Origin of the sequence: Micromonospora sp. SL4-19 (genome assembly GCF_047921475.1) — a bacterium.
Lineage (GTDB): Bacteria > Actinomycetota > Actinomycetes > Mycobacteriales > Micromonosporaceae > Micromonospora.
In genome coordinates, this window is record NZ_JBLROB010000008.1 from 1 (window position 1) to 14865 (window position 14865).

13 protein-coding genes are annotated in these 14865 nt (G+C 71.5%); 11 read left to right on the top strand and 2 right to left on the bottom strand.

Annotation, left to right across the window (positions count from 1 at the left end; genetic code table 11):
* Nucleotides 1–555: 555 nt before the first annotated feature.
* On the top strand, nt 556–1134 hold the full coding sequence (locus tag ACNAVT_RS13275; protein ID WP_416296048.1) for a hypothetical protein: 579 nt from the start codon (nt 556–558) through the stop codon (nt 1132–1134).
* A gap of 16 nt (nt 1135–1150) precedes the next feature.
* Complete coding sequence (locus ACNAVT_RS13280; RefSeq protein WP_416296050.1) at nt 1151–1669, top strand: SUKH-3 domain-containing protein; 519 nt, start codon at nt 1151–1153, stop codon at nt 1667–1669.
* Nucleotides 1670–1751: 82 nt separating this feature from the next.
* Here the strand turns inward: ACNAVT_RS13280 and ACNAVT_RS13285 are convergent, their stop codons facing one another.
* Complete coding sequence (locus ACNAVT_RS13285; RefSeq protein WP_416296445.1) at nt 1752–3467, bottom strand: family 20 glycosylhydrolase; 1716 nt, start codon at nt 3465–3467, stop codon at nt 1752–1754.
* 453 nt (nt 3468–3920) lie between these two features.
* Here ACNAVT_RS13285 and ppdK point away from each other — a divergent pair, with 453 nt between their 5' ends.
* The 4 genes from ppdK to ACNAVT_RS13305 all read left to right on the top strand — a co-directional run bounded on the left by ppdK (nt 3921) and on the right by ACNAVT_RS13305 (nt 9372).
* Nucleotides 3921–6629 (top strand): pyruvate, phosphate dikinase, encoded by a 2709-nt coding sequence (ppdK, locus tag ACNAVT_RS13290; protein ID WP_416296052.1) that lies wholly within the window; start codon nt 3921–3923, stop codon nt 6627–6629.
* Between the two features lie 131 nt (nt 6630–6760).
* Entirely contained in the window at nt 6761–7114 is a 354-nt protein-coding gene (locus tag ACNAVT_RS13295) for a VOC family protein (RefSeq protein ID WP_416296053.1), read from the top strand.
* 117 nt (nt 7115–7231) lie between these two features.
* On the top strand, nt 7232–8476 hold the full coding sequence (locus ACNAVT_RS13300) for a deoxyguanosinetriphosphate triphosphohydrolase (RefSeq protein ID WP_416296055.1): 1245 nt from the start codon (nt 7232–7234) through the stop codon (nt 8474–8476).
* 59 nt (nt 8477–8535) lie between these two features.
* On the top strand, nt 8536–9372 hold the full coding sequence (locus tag ACNAVT_RS13305) for a siderophore-interacting protein (RefSeq protein WP_416296057.1): 837 nt from the start codon (nt 8536–8538) through the stop codon (nt 9370–9372).
* Here the strand turns inward: ACNAVT_RS13305 and ACNAVT_RS13310 are convergent, their stop codons facing one another.
* Nucleotides 9373–10026, bottom strand: a complete 654-nt coding sequence (locus ACNAVT_RS13310; RefSeq protein WP_416296059.1) for a hypothetical protein — start codon at nt 10024–10026, stop codon at nt 9373–9375. It abuts the gene before it with no gap.
* 155 nt (nt 10027–10181) lie between these two features.
* On the opposite strand from ACNAVT_RS13310, the gene ACNAVT_RS13315 reads away from it, so the two are divergent.
* From ACNAVT_RS13315 to ACNAVT_RS13335, 5 genes are all read left to right on the top strand, one after another.
* Nucleotides 10182–11156, top strand: coding sequence for an ABC transporter ATP-binding protein (locus tag ACNAVT_RS13315; protein ID WP_416296061.1), 975 nt, complete (start codon nt 10182–10184; stop codon nt 11154–11156).
* A 76-nt stretch (nt 11157–11232) separates the two neighbouring features.
* On the top strand, nt 11233–12084 hold the full coding sequence (locus ACNAVT_RS13320; protein WP_416296063.1) for an ABC transporter permease: 852 nt from the start codon (nt 11233–11235) through the stop codon (nt 12082–12084).
* Nucleotides 12085–12094: 10 nt separating this feature from the next.
* Nucleotides 12095–12346 carry a helix-turn-helix transcriptional regulator gene (locus ACNAVT_RS13325; protein ID WP_416296065.1) on the top strand — a complete coding sequence of 84 codons (252 nt, stop codon included), beginning with the start codon at nt 12095–12097 and terminating at the stop codon, nt 12344–12346.
* A gap of 87 nt (nt 12347–12433) precedes the next feature.
* On the top strand, nt 12434–14329 hold the full coding sequence (dnaG, locus tag ACNAVT_RS13330; protein ID WP_416296067.1) for a DNA primase: 1896 nt from the start codon (nt 12434–12436) through the stop codon (nt 14327–14329).
* A complete protein-coding gene (locus ACNAVT_RS13335; RefSeq protein WP_416296068.1) occupies nt 14329–14865 on the top strand; it encodes a hypothetical protein in 537 nt (178 codons plus the stop codon). Before dnaG ends, ACNAVT_RS13335 begins: the two co-directional genes overlap by 1 nt.

A 14865-nucleotide genomic window follows, 5' to 3' on the forward strand; every position in this document is an offset into this window, starting at 1 on the left:
CGGGGGCCCGGCGATCGGGGGTGGCCTGCTCGGGCGGCCCGGGGATGTAACCAACCGGGGCCGGCGATCATTCCACCGGCTCGACCCGGAGGGGATCGGCCCGGCGTGCTGCACGGGTGTCCCGGGGGATTTAACGACCGGGGGCCGCGGATCATTTCCCATCGGCTTCACCCGGCGGACCGGCAGTGGCGGATCCAGGGGATCTGCTCGCGGGGTCCGGGTGATGTAACGACGGCCGGTGGCGGATCATTCCGCCGGGCCGGCGGGCCCGTGCTGGCGGGCCGGGTGACCGGCGTGGGGTTGCGGCGCGGTCAGCCATGTTCAACGCCCTCGGCCCCCGCCTGATTCCGCCCCTGAGGTGGCGCCGGCCACGGGACGCCCGGGCACAAACCCGACACCGGCCGCGCGGCGTACATTCCGAGCCGGCGCCGGATGGGCTGTGCGTACCGGCTCGACCCGGCACACCGCTCATGACCGATCTACGGTCGCCGTTCTCGGGGCACGAGCCCCCACGGCAGGGCATATTCTTGATCTTCGCCGGTGGCGAGACGAACGATGCGTCTGTACGGTGTGGCGCAAGATCTTTTTATCTTCTCTCGGGGTGCGGCGGGTGTCTTCACTTCGTCCTGCCTGGCCTTGCCCAAGGAAGGGTTGTGGATGATCACGGGACATGACACCGTGCTTGTCGCCCGAGGGCCGGTGAATGGAATGTTTGCCAGCTTGCTGGACGACTTATCCGTAAGGTGGCCGGACCTACGCTTCTCGGCGCTTCCGCCCGGGCATGTTTCGTTCTCCAGGTGGAGGGGACAAGTCAGCGACCTTCCTGAAGATCGAGCAGATCTTCTGGTGGCGGTTGACGAGGGCATGCTGGACCATTGGGAAGAATGTGGATACGAATTGCGCGGGGACGGCTGCGGACCGTTCGGTGTCCTCTACCGACCCGCCCCATGGTCGACCTTGCCGATCAAGTTCATCGCCGACCCGTACGAACACGGGATCGGAATTTTTGAGCCGTACGATGGAATCCTGGTGGGGGGCGGCTACCACCTCGTTACCGTCGTTACTCCCGACGAGGACAGCGAATTCTCTCAGCAGCTCCTGAGGTCGATCACAAGACACATGGGGACTGCTTGAAGGCAGCGATGGGTCGGTGAGCGAGTGCATCGAGTTCTTTCCGGCGTCCAGTGACGAGAAGGCCAAGGCGGCAGTCGGGGGGCCTGTAATGGCTGCCACGAACTGGTTGGACGAGGTGTCGACCTGTGTCGCCGGCGAGTTGGAGCGCCTCGGTTGGTATCGAGAGCGATCGGTCGATGTGAGCCTCTGGGCGGCGGAGATCACCGGCGACGGATTTGGCTTCTTCGGCGTTGCCCGGCAGTTCTTGGAGTCGTTCGGCGGCATGGAACTGGTCAGGTCGGACGGAACGGGGAGCCTGGTGGTCGATCCGACTGAGGTCCAGGGTTATCGGGACGTGCCGTTCGTCGGTTGGCCGGCGAGGTTCGACCAGCAGTTCTGCCCTATCGGTGTGTGGGACGACATTCATTCGGTATTCGTAGGGAGCGCAGGGCTCGTGTTGACCTGCCTGGATGCGGGCTATACCCGGCGCGTCGCCGACTCACCCGCCGAAGCCCTGCACGCCTTCCTCTGCGGGGATCGAAGCCGGCTGCTGTGATGCCGCCCAGAGGGCTGAGATGGGGAGCGCGGCCAGGCTGTCGCCGAAGCGGTCCGGCTATCGATCTGCCGACGATGAGCCTTTACAGCTGCCGAGCGCCTGCCTCTCGATCTGCCGAGCCAGCTGGAGCGCTACGGGGAGCCGGGATCTCGGGCTCGGCCGGCCACGGCACCTCCGGCGAGCGGTGGTACGCGATCCCGGCGGCCGTCCAGCGGGGCCCGTGCTCGGCCAGCCGCCCGCGGAACCCGTCCCAGTCGTGCGTAGCCCTGGGCGACCAGCCCAGTTCGGCGACGGCGGGCAGGCGCGGAAAGAGCATGAACTCGATCTCGGCCAGCGACGTGACCGACTCGGTCCAGAGCGGCGCCTCGACCCCGAGCACCGTCTCCGCCGGCACGTCGGCCAGGTGCGCTCGCGGGTCCCAGTCGTACGCCGTCCGCACGTCGGTCAGGCCCGCCCAGTCGTGCCCGATCGGGGTGTCCGGGGCGTACTTCATGTCCAGGTAGGCGTGGTTGGCGGGGGAGAGAATCAGCCGGGCACCCCGGCGTACCGCCTCGGCCGTGGCCGGGTCGTCGCCGTTGGTGCCCCACCACTGCAGCACCCGCCCCTCGGCGTGCCCGGCCGGGGCGAGCTGGTGCCAGCCGATCACGGTCTTCCCGGTCGCCGCGACGATCCGCTGTGCCCGCTCGACGAAGCCGGTGTACGCCTCGCCCTTGACCTTGAAGGCCTCGTCGCCGCCGAGGTGCAGCCACGGACCGGGGGTCAGCGCGGCCACCTCGCCGACCACGTCGGCGACGAAGTCGTACGTCCGCTCGTCGGCGGGGTCGACATAGCTGAAGCCGACCTCGGTGCCGGTGTACTGCGGTGGCGCGATCTTTCCCGGCGCCAGCTCGGGGTACGCGACCAGCGCCGCGTTGGTGTGCCCGGGCAGGTCGATCTCCGGCACCACGGTCACGTGGCGGCGGGCGGCGTACCGGACGATCCGCCGGTAGTCGTCCTTGGTGTACCAGCCGCCCGATCCACCGCCCACCTCGGTGGCCCCGCCGACCTCGGTGAGCCTCGGCCAGGCGTCGACCGCGATCCGCCACCCCTGGTCGTCGGTGAGGTGCAGATGCAGGTGGTTGAGCTTGTACCGGGCCAGGTGGTCGACCACCCGCAGCACGTCGTCGACGGCGAAGAAGTGGCGGGCCACGTCGAGCATCGCGCCCCGGTACGCGAACCGTGGCCGGTCGACGATCATGCCGCCGGGCACCGCCCAGAGCTCGGCGACCGCGGTTGCGCTCTCCACCGCCGCCGGAAGGAGCTGCCGGAGCGTCTGCACGCCGTGGAACAGGCCGGCCGCGGTGGCGGCGGCGATCCGGACCTCGGTACCGGTCACGTCGAGCCGGTAGCCCTCGTCGCCCAGCGCCTCGGCGGCCTCGGCGCCGGTCCCGGCGGTGCCCGTGCGACCCGAGCGCGCCTCCGCCGGCGCGTCCGCGCCGATCGTGCCGGCCGCGCCGATCGTGCCGGCCGTGCTGGCCGTGCCGGCCGTGCTGGCCGTGCCCGCCGCGCCGGCGTCTCCGGTGGACGTCGTCGCGTTGGACAGGGTGAGCACGAGCGAACCGTCTCGCCGGGCGTCGGAGTCGGTGACCGGGACCGGGTAGCCGGTCGCCGGGCGGAGCAGCGCGGCGAGCTGTTCGGCGACGTCCCGGGCGGCGGGGTCGGCGTCGACCCGGATCACCGCGTCCGCGGTGAGCAGGAAGTCGGCCGCCGGGTCCGGCGCGACCAGCTCGGGGGCGGGCACGACGTCGCCCAGGCGCATCGGCGCGGGTGGGGCGAGCAGCTCACCGGCCGCCTGGGCGGCGGTCCGGGCCAGCTCGGCGGCGGCCGGCTGCCGGGTGGCGAGGTCGACCCGGTCGAGCGGTTCGGGACCGGTCTCGGAGGAGGCGGCGGGGATGGTCGGCACGGCGACGGCTCCGGGGTGTATTTGCGCTGGATATGGCAAAGGTCAGGATCAGCAAAACCAGTGCCGTCAAGAGTACGAGGGGAAGCGGAATTGCGTGATCCTGCGCGTGGAAACGTTCCCAACAACGGGTACGAACGCGGATAGTGGTGACGACTGTGCCGATTGTCACCGAACGGTCCCAGGCCACTCGAAGTTCGCTTAGCCTTCGCCCACCGAACACTGACGACGCCGGATTACCGGTGGTCGGTCCCGGGGTATGTGCGAACTGAACCTTCGTTAAGTGTCACTTCCGGCGCGTGGGAGGCTCTGGTGGCAGCGCAGCAGACGGTGGACAACAAGTACGTCTACGACTTCGCCGAGGGCAACAAGGATCTCAAGGACCTGCTCGGCGGCAAGGGGGCCAACCTCGCCGAGATGACGAATCTCGGCCTGCCGGTCCCGCCCGGCTTCACCATCACCACCGAGGCCTGCAAGGCGTACCTGGCGACCGGCCGGGAGCCGGACGGGCTGGCCGACCAGATCGAGGCGCACCTGGAGTCGTTGGAACGGGGGATGGGCCGCAAGCTCGGCGACCCCGAGGACCCGCTGCTGGTCTCGGTCCGTTCCGGGGCCAAGTACTCCATGCCCGGCATGATGGAGACCGTCCTCAACGTCGGCCTCAACGACCGCAGCGTGGTCGGGCTCAGCGCGCAGGCCGGCGCGAACGACCGCTTCGCCTGGGACTCGTACCGCCGGCTGATCCAGATGTTCGGCAAGACCGTCTGCGAGGTGCCGGGCGAGGAGTTCGAGCACGCCATCGACGAGATCAAGCGTGCCAAGGGTACGCACAACGACCTCGACCTGGACGCCGACGATCTGCGCGGGCTGGTCGAGGCGTACAAGAGGATCTTCGCCAAGCACACCGGGCGGGAGTTCCCGCAGGAGCCACGGGAGCAGCTCGACCTGGCCATCCGCGCGGTCTTCGAGTCGTGGAACGCCGAGCGCGCGGTGGTCTACCGCCGGCAGGAACGCATCCCGGCCGACCTGGGCACCGCGGTCAACGTGGTCGCCATGGTCTTCGGCAACCTCGGCCCGGACTCCGGCACCGGCGTCGCCTTCACCCGTGACCCCGCCAGCGGTGCGCAGGGCATCTACGGCGACTACCTGGCCAACGCCCAGGGCGAGGACGTGGTCGCCGGCATCCGCAACACCGTGCCGCTGCAGGATCTGGAGCGGATCGACAAGAAGTCCTACGACGAGCTGCTCGACTACATGGCCCGGCTCGAGGAGCACTACAAGGACCTCTGCGACATCGAGTTCACCATCGAGCGCGGCAAGCTCTGGATGCTCCAGACCCGGGTCGGCAAGCGCACCGCGGCGGCCGCGTTCGTCATCGCCGGACAGCTGGTCGACGAGGGCCTGATCGACCTGGACGAGGCGCTGCACCGGGTCAACGGCGCGCAGCTCGCCCAGCTGATGTTCCCTCGGTTCAAACTGGACCACGAGTTCGAGCCGCTGGCCACGGGCATCGGCGCGTCGCCGGGCGCCGCCGTCGGCAAGGTGGTCTTCACCTCGGCGCGGGCGGTCGAGCTGGCCGCCGAGGGGGAGCCGGTGATCCTGGTCCGCCGGGAGACCAACCCGGACGACCTGAACGGCATGATCGCCGCGAAGGGCATCCTCACCTCGCGCGGCGGCAAGACCAGCCACGCCGCGGTGGTGGCCCGGGGCATGGGCAAGACCTGCGTCTCGGGCGCCGACGAGTTGGACGTGAACGTGCCGGCGAAGAAGTTCACCGTCGGCGGGCACACCGTCGGAGAGGGCGACATCGTCTCCATCGACGGCACCACCGGCAAGGTCTACCTCGGCGAGGTGCCGGTCATGCCGTCCGAGGTGGTGCAGTACTTCGAGGGCACCCTCGATCCGGAGCAGACCGACCACCCGCTGGTGCGGGCCGTACACCGGATCATGAGCCGCGCCGACGTCACGCGGCGGCTGCGGGTCCGGACGAACGCCGACACCGGCGCGGACGCGGCGCGGGCGCGGCGCTTCGGCGCCGAGGGCATCGGCCTGTGCCGCACCGAGCACATGTTCCTCGGCGACCGGCGGGAGCTGGTCGAGCGCCTCATCCTCGCCGCCACCGACGCCGAGCGGGAGGGCGCGCTCGCCGCGCTGCTGCCGCTGCAACGGGCGGACTTCATCGAGATCTTCCGCGAGATGGACGGCCTGCCGGTCACCGTACGGCTGATCGACCCGCCGCTGCACGAGTTCCTGCCCCCGCTGGAGCAGCTCGCGGTCAACGTGGCCGTCGCGCAGGAGCGCGGCGAGGACGTGGCCAAGGAGGAGGCGCTGCTCGCCGCCGTCCGGCGGATGCACGAGGAGAACCCGATGCTCGGCCTGCGCGGCGTCCGGCTCGGCCTGGTCATCCCCGGCCTGTTCGCCATGCAGGTCCGTGCGATCGCCGAGGCCGCCGTCGAGGTCACCCGGACCGGTGGGTCGGCCTGCCCGGAGATCATGGTCCCGCTGGTCGGCGCGGTCCAGGAGCTGGAGACGGTACGCGCCGAGGCCGAGAAGATCATCGCGGAGGTGGTCGGGGACAGCGGCGTCGAGGTGCTGATCGGCACGATGATCGAGGTGCCCCGGGCGGCGCTGACCGCCGGGCAGATCGCCGAGGCGGCGCAGTTCTTCTCCTTCGGCACCAACGACCTGACCCAGATGGCCTGGGGATTCTCCCGCGACGACGTCGAGGGTGCGTTCTTCTGGCGCTACCTGGAGCTGGGCATCTTCGGCATCTCGCCGTTCGAGTCGATCGACCGGGAAGGCGTCGGCCGGCTGGTCCGGATCGCCGCCGAGGAGGGCCGGGCCGCCCGGCCGGAGCTGAAGCTCGGCGTCTGCGGCGAGCACGGCGGCGACCCCGACTCGGTGCACTTCTTCCACGAGGTCGGGCTCGACTACGTCTCCTGCTCGCCGTTCCGGGTGCCGGTGGCGCGGCTGGAGGCCGGGCGCGCGGCGGTGGTGACCACCGGCTCCGACTCCCGCTGACCGGTCGCGGGGCCGCCGTCCGCCGGGCCGGCGGCCCCGCGCCACCTCCGGGCTCTCCCGGCGCGCCATCCGGGGCGGCCCGGCGTAACCTGAGCTCGCCCTCGTACGTGTCGATCAGGAAGGGTGGCTGCATGACCAGCGTCTGGGAGAACCTGACCGTCGACGCCCATGACCCGTCCCGGCTCGCCCACTGGTGGGCCGAGGCGCTCGGATACCAGGTGATCAGCGACAAGCCGGACGAGGTGGAGATCCGTCGATCGCCGGACGAACTGCCCGGCATCGTCTTCGTCCCGGTCACCACGCCCAAGGAGGGCAAGAACCGGCTGCACATCGACCTGCGCCCGGCCGACCAGGAGGCCGAGGTGGAGCGCCTGGTCGACATGGGCGCCCGGCACGTCGACATCGATCAGGGCGACGTCGGGTGGACGGTGCTGGCCGACCCCGAGGGCAACGAGTTCTGCGTTCTGCGTGAGCGCGAGGAGTGAGCCGGGTTTGCGAGCCCCGCAGTCGCGAACAGAGGTGGCGCGAGGAGCGCGAGGAGTGAGCCGGGTTTGCGAGCCCCGCAGTCGCGAACAGAGGTGGCGCGGCAGCGGGGATGACGGTTGAGCGCCGGCGCCGGCGCTGACGACGCGGCGCGCCTGGTCGTCGAGGCACCCAAGGACACCGGGTACGGGCGGTCGCCGTACGAGCGGGACCGGGCGCGGGTGCTGCACTCGGCGGCGTTCCGCCGACTCGCCGCGAAGACCCAGGTGCACACCGCCGGCACCGACGACTTTCTGCGTACCCGGCTGACCCACTCGCTGGAGGTGGCGCAGATCGCCCGGGAGATGGGCGCCCGGCTCGGCTGCGACCCGGACGTGGTGGACACCGCCGGGCTGGCGCACGACCTCGGGCACCCGCCCTTCGGGCACAACGGCGAGGCCGCCCTGGACGGCCTCGCCGCCGACTGCGGCGGCTTCGAGGGGAACGCGCAGACGCTGCGGGTGCTGACCCGCCTGGAGGCCAAGGTGCTGGCCGCGGACGGCCGCTCGGTCGGGCTCAACCTGACCCGGGCCTCGCTCGACGCGGTCAGCAAGTATCCCTGGGAGCGCCGCCCGGGCGGGCGCAAGTTCGGCGTGTACGCCGACGACCGCCCGGTCTTCGACTGGCTGCGTGCCGGTGCCCCGCCCGGTGGCCGCTGCTGCCTGGAGGCGCAGGTGATGGACTGGGCCGACGACGTGGCGTACTCGGTGCACGACGTGGAGGACGGCATTCACGGCGGGTACGTCAGCCTGCGCCCGCTGCTGGAGGACGCCGACGAGCGGCGGGCACTGTGCGCCGACGTGGCGGCCGAGTACTCCGGGGAGTCCGCGGACGACCTGGGCGGGGTGCTGGTCGAGCTGCTGGCCGAGCCGGTGCTCGCCCCCCTGGCCGCGTACGACGGCAGCCACCGGGCACTGGCCGCGTTGAAGGCGACCACCAGCGTGCTCACCGGCCGGTTCGTCTCGACCGTGGTGGTCGCCACGCAGGAGCGCCACGGCCCCGGCCCACACCGCCGGTACGCCGCCGACCTGGTGGTGCCGCGGCGCATCCGGGCACAGTGCGCGCTGCTCAAGGGCATCGCGCTGCGCTACGTGATGCGTCGTCCCGGCGTCGGGCCCCGGTACGCGCAGCAGCGGGAGATCCTCGCCGAACTGGTCGCCGCGCTGGCCGACCGGGCGCCGGACGCGTTCGACCCGGTCTTCGCGCCGCTCTGGCGGGACGCGCCGGACGACGTCGCGCGGCTGCGGGTGGTGATCGACCAGGTGGCCTCGCTCACCGACCCGGCCGCCCTCGCCTGGCACGCCCGCCTGGTCCGGGTGGCCTGATCAGGGCGGGAACGACCACCGGTGGGAGCCCCGGGGTGACTTAGGTTAGCCTAAGCAGCATGACTGAGCGCCCCAAGAAGGTCACCGCCGCCACGGTCGTACGGACCGAGCGGCCCACCCCCCACCTGATCCGGCTGGTGCTGGGCGGGGAGGAGCTGGCCGGACTGCCGGTGGGCGCCTACACCGACCACTACGTCAAGTTCGTCTTCCCGCCGGCCGGAGTGGCCTACCCGCACCCGACCGATCTGGCCACCGTCAAGCGGGAGTTCCCGGCCGCGCAGTGGCCGCGGCTGCGGGCGTACACGGTGCGGGCCTGGGACGCGGCGGCGGGCGAGTTGACGATCGACGTGGTGCACCACGGCGACGAGGGGCTGGCCGGGCCGTGGGCGGCCGCGCTGCGCCCGGGCGACCGCGTGCTCTTCACCGGCCCCGGTGGGGCGTACGCCCCGGACCCGGCGGCCGACTGGCACCTGCTGGCCGGCGACGAGAGCGCGCTGCCGGCGATCGCCGCCGCCCTGGAGCGGCTGCCGGCCGGCGCGCCCGCCAAGGTCTTCGTCGAGGTCGAGGGCCCGGCCGACGAGCTGCCGCTGACCAGCCCGGGCGCGGTCGAGGTGTGCTGGCTGCACCGCGCCGGCCGCCCGGTGGGCGCGGCGCTGGTGGCGGCGGTCCGGGCGCTGGACTTCCCGCCCGGCCGGGTGCACGCCTTCGTCCACGGCGAGGCCACCTTCGTCCGGGAACTGCGCCGGCTGCTGCGGGCCGAGCGCGGGGTGCCCCGGGAGGCGCTCTCCATCTCGGGCTACTGGCGGCGCGGCATGGACGACGAGGGCTGGCGCTCCACCAAGGGCGCCTGGAACGCCCAGGTCGAAGCCGAGGAATCCATCCCCCTGCCGACCTGATCAATCGCCCTCCGGCGGGGGTGGGGTGAGGGTGCGGGTGCTCAGGACGGTGCCGACCTGTGCGGCGGAGCGGGCGACCCGGTGGCGGATCGCGCGCAGGTGTGCCGCGACCGAGGCGGGGACCACCAGCGCCGCGACCGATGCCGCCAGCCAGGCCGGGCCGGCGGCCAGCACCGCCAGGGTGGTGGCCAGGCCGACCAGCACGCTGTTCACCAGCGCGAGCATGCCGGCCTGGCTGACCAGGTCGCGGAACCAGTGCCGGTGGAACGGCTCGGGCGCGAAGGGCCCCGGATCGTCCAGCGTCGGCATGACGATGAACGGGGCCAGGTCGGGCGCGCGGCGGGCCAGGTACGTGCGCAGCACGGTGGCGGCGACGGCGTACCGCCGGCCCCGGTCGTTCAGCTCGATCTGACGGGCGAAGACGAAGATCCCGAGCAGCAGGACCAGCACTCCGAGCCCGGCCAGCACCGCCGGGCCGACCCGGCCGTCGGAGGTGCCGGTGGTGATCAGCCCGGCCGACACGGCGGTCGCCCCCGATGCCACCGCCAGGAAGAACGTGAACCGGGCGGTGGACTGGTCGTGCACCGTGCGGCTCAGCTCGCGCAGGTGCTCGTACTCGGCGAGCGCGATGGTCAGCTCCGTGTCCTCGGCCATTCGGCGTCCCTCCCTTCGGTCGCGGAGGTAACCGTAGTCAAGATCCGCTAGTCGTCGCTGACCTGTCATGCTCCCGACTGAGAGTGGGTGTACCTCGGTATGTAGTAGAGGTGCTACATTTCGCGGTAGTGATCCGTCAATCTCGGGGGATGGTCATGACCGCGGTCGAACTATCGGGAGTCGCCAGCACTCCACACCCGCCCGACGAGGACCTGGTCCTCGACGTCCGCGACCTGCGCATGCGGTACGGCACCGTCGACGTGCTGCACGGGGTCGACTTCACCGCCCGGCGCGGCGAGGTGCTCGCCCTGCTCGGGCCCAACGGCGCCGGCAAGACCACCACGATCGAGATCCTGGAGGGCTTCCGGCTGCGCTCGGCCGGGGAGGTCCGCGTCCTCGGCGCCGACCCCGGCCGGGGCGACGAGCGCTGGCGTGCCCGGATGGGGGTGGTGCTCCAGTCCTGGCGCGACCACGGCAAGTGGCGGGTCCGGGACGTGCTGGCCCACCTGGGTGTCTTCTACGCCGCCTACTCCACCGACCGGATCCGCCGGCCGTGGCCGGTCGACGAGCTGCTGGACACCGTGGGTCTCACCCCGCACGCGGGCAAGCGGGTGCAGCAGCTCTCCGGCGGCCAGCGCCGCCGGCTCGACGTGGCGGTCGGCATCGTGGGCCGCCCGGAGCTGCTCTTCCTGGACGAGCCAACGGTCGGCTTCGACCCGGCCGCCCGGCGCGAGTTCCACGAGCTGGTGCATCGCCTCGCCGACCTGGACGAGACGACGATCCTGCTCACCACACACGACCTGGACGAGGCGGAGAAGCTCGCCGACCGGATCCTCATCCTGACCGGTGGTCGGATCATCGCCGACGGCTCGCCCGACGAGCTGGCCCGCCGGGTCGCCGGCGACGCGGAGATCCGCTGGACCCGGAACGGGGAGCGCTTCGTGGACACCGCGGCCGACGCCACCGGCTACGTCCGGGACCTGCTCCGGCAGTACGGCGACACGGTGCAGGAGCTGGAGGTGCGCCGGGCCAGCCTGGAGGACGCGTACATGGCACTGGTCTACGAAGAGGAATCCGGGGCCCGGGCCGGCACGGCCGCCCGGGTGTGGCAGCAGGGGAGCGACCGGTGAGCGAGCGTCAGCGAGCGAATCATCAGCACAGCGCCGTGGTGCCGCATGCCGGCGCCGAGCGGAGCGGGGTGGCGGCATGAGCCCGACCAGCGTGGCCGTCCGGGCCGGCATCCAGCGCGGCGTGATCGAGCTGCGCAACACCTTCACCAACGCCCAGGACCTGTGGAACTACTTCTTCCCGACAGTGATCCTGCTGGTCACGCTGTTCTTCATGCGCGATGCCACCGTGCCCGGCACCACCTTCTCGCTCGGCGCGCGTACGCTGCCCAGCGCCCTCGGCATGGGGCTGGCTTTCGGCGGCCTGCTCGGCCTGGCCCAGCAGCTCATCGTCGACCGGGAGGACGGCACCCTGCTGCGCGCCAAGGCGACGCCGAACGGCATGCTCGGCTACCTGATCGGGAAGATCGTCATGCTCTCGGCGATTTCGCTGATCGGGCTGGCGCTCCAACTCAGCCCGGCGCTGTTCTTCCTGGACGGGATCCGGCTCACCGACGGCGGCGCCTGGCTCACGCTGGCCTGGGTGGTGCCGCTCGGGCTGGTGGCGACGCTGCCGCTGGGCGCGGTGATCGGCTCGCTGATCGAGAACCCCCGGAACATGGGCCTGGTGGTGCTGCCGATCTTCGGCCTCATCGCGCTCTCCGGGATCTTCTACCCGATCAACGGCTACCCTGGCTGGCTCCAGGCCGTCGCCCAGGCCTTCCCGATCTACTGGCTGGGGTTGGGGATGCGCTCGGCGCTGCTGCCGCAGGCGATGGCCGCCGTCGAGTTGGGCGGGTCCTGGCGGCAGCTGGAGACGCTCGGCGTGCTGGGCTTGTGGGCGCTGGGCGGGTTGCTGCTCGCCCCCGCTCTGCTGCGCCGGATGGCCCGTCGGGAGTCCGGCTCGCGAGTGGCGGCGCGGCGGGAGCGGGCCATGAAGCGGGTCGGTTGAGAGGGCGTCGATGAGTGAGACCGTGTACAACCGGATCGCGGTGCTGCGGGCCGAGCGGGGCATCTCCCGCCGACAGCTCGCCGACGCGCTGGGCGTGCACTACCAGACGGTCGGCTACCTGGAGCGGGGCGAGTTCCGGCCCAGCCTGCACCTGGCGCTGCGGATCGCGGCCTACTTCGAGGTGTCGGTCGAGGTGGTCTTCTCGATCGAGCCGTTCCCCCGGATCGGGGGCGCGACCAGCGACGCGGGCCGTACCGCCTGACCGCCGCGCCGGTCCACCGGACCGGCGCGGCGGTGTCCGCCACACGCCGTCCCCCCGACCGCCGGATCGTCGGTCCGGCAGGGCAGGATGTACGCCGAGGAGGTGGCGGAGATGGCGGGGCGGATCCGGGACGAGGACATCGCGCTGGTCCGCGAGCGCACCTCCATCGCCGAGGTCATCTCCGACACGGTCACGCTGAAGTCCGCCGGCGGCGGCAACCTCAAGGGCCTGTGCCCGTTCCACGACGAGAAGAGCCCGTCGTTCAACGTCTCGCCCGCCCGCAACGTCTGGTACTGCTTCGGCTGCGGGGCCGGCGGCGACGCGATCAAGTTCCTGATGGACGCCGAGCACCTGAGCTTCGTCGAGTCCGTCGAGCGGCTCGCCGCCCGCGCCGGCATCCAGCTCCGCTATATCGAAGACGACCGGTCGGCCCCGCGTACCCGCCCACAGCAGGGGCAGCGGCAGCGACTGGTCGCCGCGCACGCCGCCGCCGTGGAGTTCTACCGCGCCCAGCTCACCACGGCCGGGGCCCGTCCCGCCCGGGAGTTCCTGGCCCAGCGGGGCTTCGACCGGGCCGCCGCCGAGCGGTACGGCTGCGGCTTCGCCCCCGACGCCTGGGACCTGCTCACGAAGCACCTGCGGCAGCAGGGCTTCAGCCACGACGAGCTGGTCACCGCCGGGCTGTCCCGCCCGTCCCGTTCGGGCACGCTGATCGACCGGTTCCGCCGGCGGCTGCTCTGGCCGATCCGCGACCTCACCGGTGACGTCATCGGCTTCGGCGCCCGCAAGCTGTTCGACGACGACGACGGCCCGAAGTACCTGAACACCCCCGAGACGCCGATCTACAAGAAGTCCCACGTCCTCTACGGCATCGACCAGGCCAAGCGGGAGATCGCCAAGCAACGAAAGGTGGTCGTGGTCGAGGGGTACACCGATGTGATGGCCTGCCACCTGGCCGGCATATCGACGGCCGTAGCGACGTGCGGTACTGCGTTCGGTGGCGACCACATCGGCGTGCTTCGCCGGCTGCTATTCGACGACTTCACGGCCATGGAAGAGGTCATTTTCACCTTTGATGGCGATGCCGCAGGGCAAAAAGCGGCACTGCGCGCCTTTGGTGATGACGGGCGCTTCATGGCGCAGACCTACATTGCAATCAGCCCAGACAACATGGATCCCTGCGAACTACGACTGGCTAAGGGCGACCTGGCCGTGCGCGACCTGGTAGCAAGGCGGGAGCCATTGGTCTCGTATGCGCTTCGCTCGCACGCTAGCAAGTTTGATCTCGACAGCGTGGAAGGTCGACTGCGAGCGCTGGACGCCACTGCTCCCCTCGTGGCAAAGATCAAGCGGCAGGACCGACGAATCCACTATTACCGCGAGCTGGCGGGCTACCTAGGACTTGAGCCTGAGGACGTGAGCCGTGCTGTAGCAAGAAGCGAGCGAGGCGCTGCAGAACGATCTGGGACCGGAGCCGCGCCGGTAGCGCAACGTCCTCTTCCTGCTGTCGATAGCCCGCGCGCAATCGTCGAACGGGAGGCGCTGAAGCTCGCCCTCCAGGAGCCGGTGCTGGCCGGCCCGATGTTCGACGCGGTGGAGGCGGGTGAATATCGGCACCCGGTTCACGTGGCGGTCCGGGCGGCGATCGCCGCGGCCGGCGGGGTGGCGGCGGCGACCGGCGGGGCGGTCTGGATCGAGCAGGTCCGGGACGCCTGCGACGACCTGGCCGCGCAGGCGCTGGTCGGCGAGCTGGCCGTCGAGCCGCTGCGCATCGACGGCGAGCCCGACCCTCGCTACGTCTCGGTCACCATGGCCCGCCTCCAGTGGGGCTCGGTGACCGGCCGGATCAAGGACCTCAAGTCGAAGATCCAGCGGATCAACCCGGTGAGCAACAAGGACGAATACTTCGGCCTCTTCGGGGAGCTGCTCTCGCTGGAACAGCACGCGCGGGCGCTGCGCGAGCAGGCCGCCGGAGGACTGTGATGGGGCTGTTCAACCGCAAGCCGAAGCTGCCGCCCGCCCACCGGCCGCCGCTGGCCGCCGAGGAGCGGGTGCTCGCCTGGGCCGCCGCCGGTGACGGGGGCGGCGACGGCGTGGTGGTCGCCAGCAACCTCGGGCTCTGGCTGCCCGGCCGGGGGCACCGGATCGGCTGGCACGACATCCTCAAGGCGGTCTGGTCCGGCCGCGAGCTCACCGTAACCCCGGCCGAGCGGGTCGCCGAGCGGGACGATTACCTGGTCGTCGCCGACTGCCCGGCCGAGACCTACCTGCTGCTCGACCCGGGTGACCTGCCGCACCAGGTGCGGACGCGGGTCACCCGCTCGGTCGCCTTCACCGCGCACCACCCGGTGCCGGGTGGTGCCGGCCGGATCGCCGCCCGCCGGGTCCCCGGCGTGGACGGGTTGACCTGGACGGTCCGCTACGACCCGGGCACGCCCGTCGACGACGAGGCGGTGGCCGCCGAGACCGGGCGGCTGGTCGCCGCCGCCCGAGGCGCCACCGCCCCGACGAACCTCTGA

Excerpts from the sequence above, each read along its gene's own strand:
- ACNAVT_RS13320 (WP_416296063.1), top strand. The coding sequence starts at position 11,233 with ATGAGCCCGACCAGCGTGGCCGTCCGGGCCGGCATCCAGCGCGGCGTG.
- dnaG (WP_416296067.1), top strand. The coding sequence starts at position 12,434 with ATGTACGCCGAGGAGGTGGCGGAGATGGCGGGGCGGATCCGGGACGAG.
- ACNAVT_RS13285 (WP_416296445.1), bottom strand. The coding sequence starts at position 3,467 with ATGCGCCTGGGCGACGTCGTGCCCGCCCCCGAGCTGGTCGCGCCGGAC.
- ACNAVT_RS13335 (WP_416296068.1), top strand. The coding sequence starts at position 14,329 with ATGGGGCTGTTCAACCGCAAGCCGAAGCTGCCGCCCGCCCACCGGCCG.
- ACNAVT_RS13295 (WP_416296053.1), top strand. The coding sequence starts at position 6,761 with ATGACCAGCGTCTGGGAGAACCTGACCGTCGACGCCCATGACCCGTCC.
- ACNAVT_RS13325 (WP_416296065.1), top strand. The coding sequence starts at position 12,095 with ATGAGTGAGACCGTGTACAACCGGATCGCGGTGCTGCGGGCCGAGCGG.
- ACNAVT_RS13275 (WP_416296048.1), top strand. The coding sequence starts at position 556 with ATGCGTCTGTACGGTGTGGCGCAAGATCTTTTTATCTTCTCTCGGGGT.
- ACNAVT_RS13315 (WP_416296061.1), top strand. The coding sequence starts at position 10,182 with ATGACCGCGGTCGAACTATCGGGAGTCGCCAGCACTCCACACCCGCCC.
- ACNAVT_RS13305 (WP_416296057.1), top strand. The coding sequence starts at position 8,536 with ATGACTGAGCGCCCCAAGAAGGTCACCGCCGCCACGGTCGTACGGACC.
- ACNAVT_RS13310 (WP_416296059.1), bottom strand. The coding sequence starts at position 10,026 with ATGGCCGAGGACACGGAGCTGACCATCGCGCTCGCCGAGTACGAGCAC.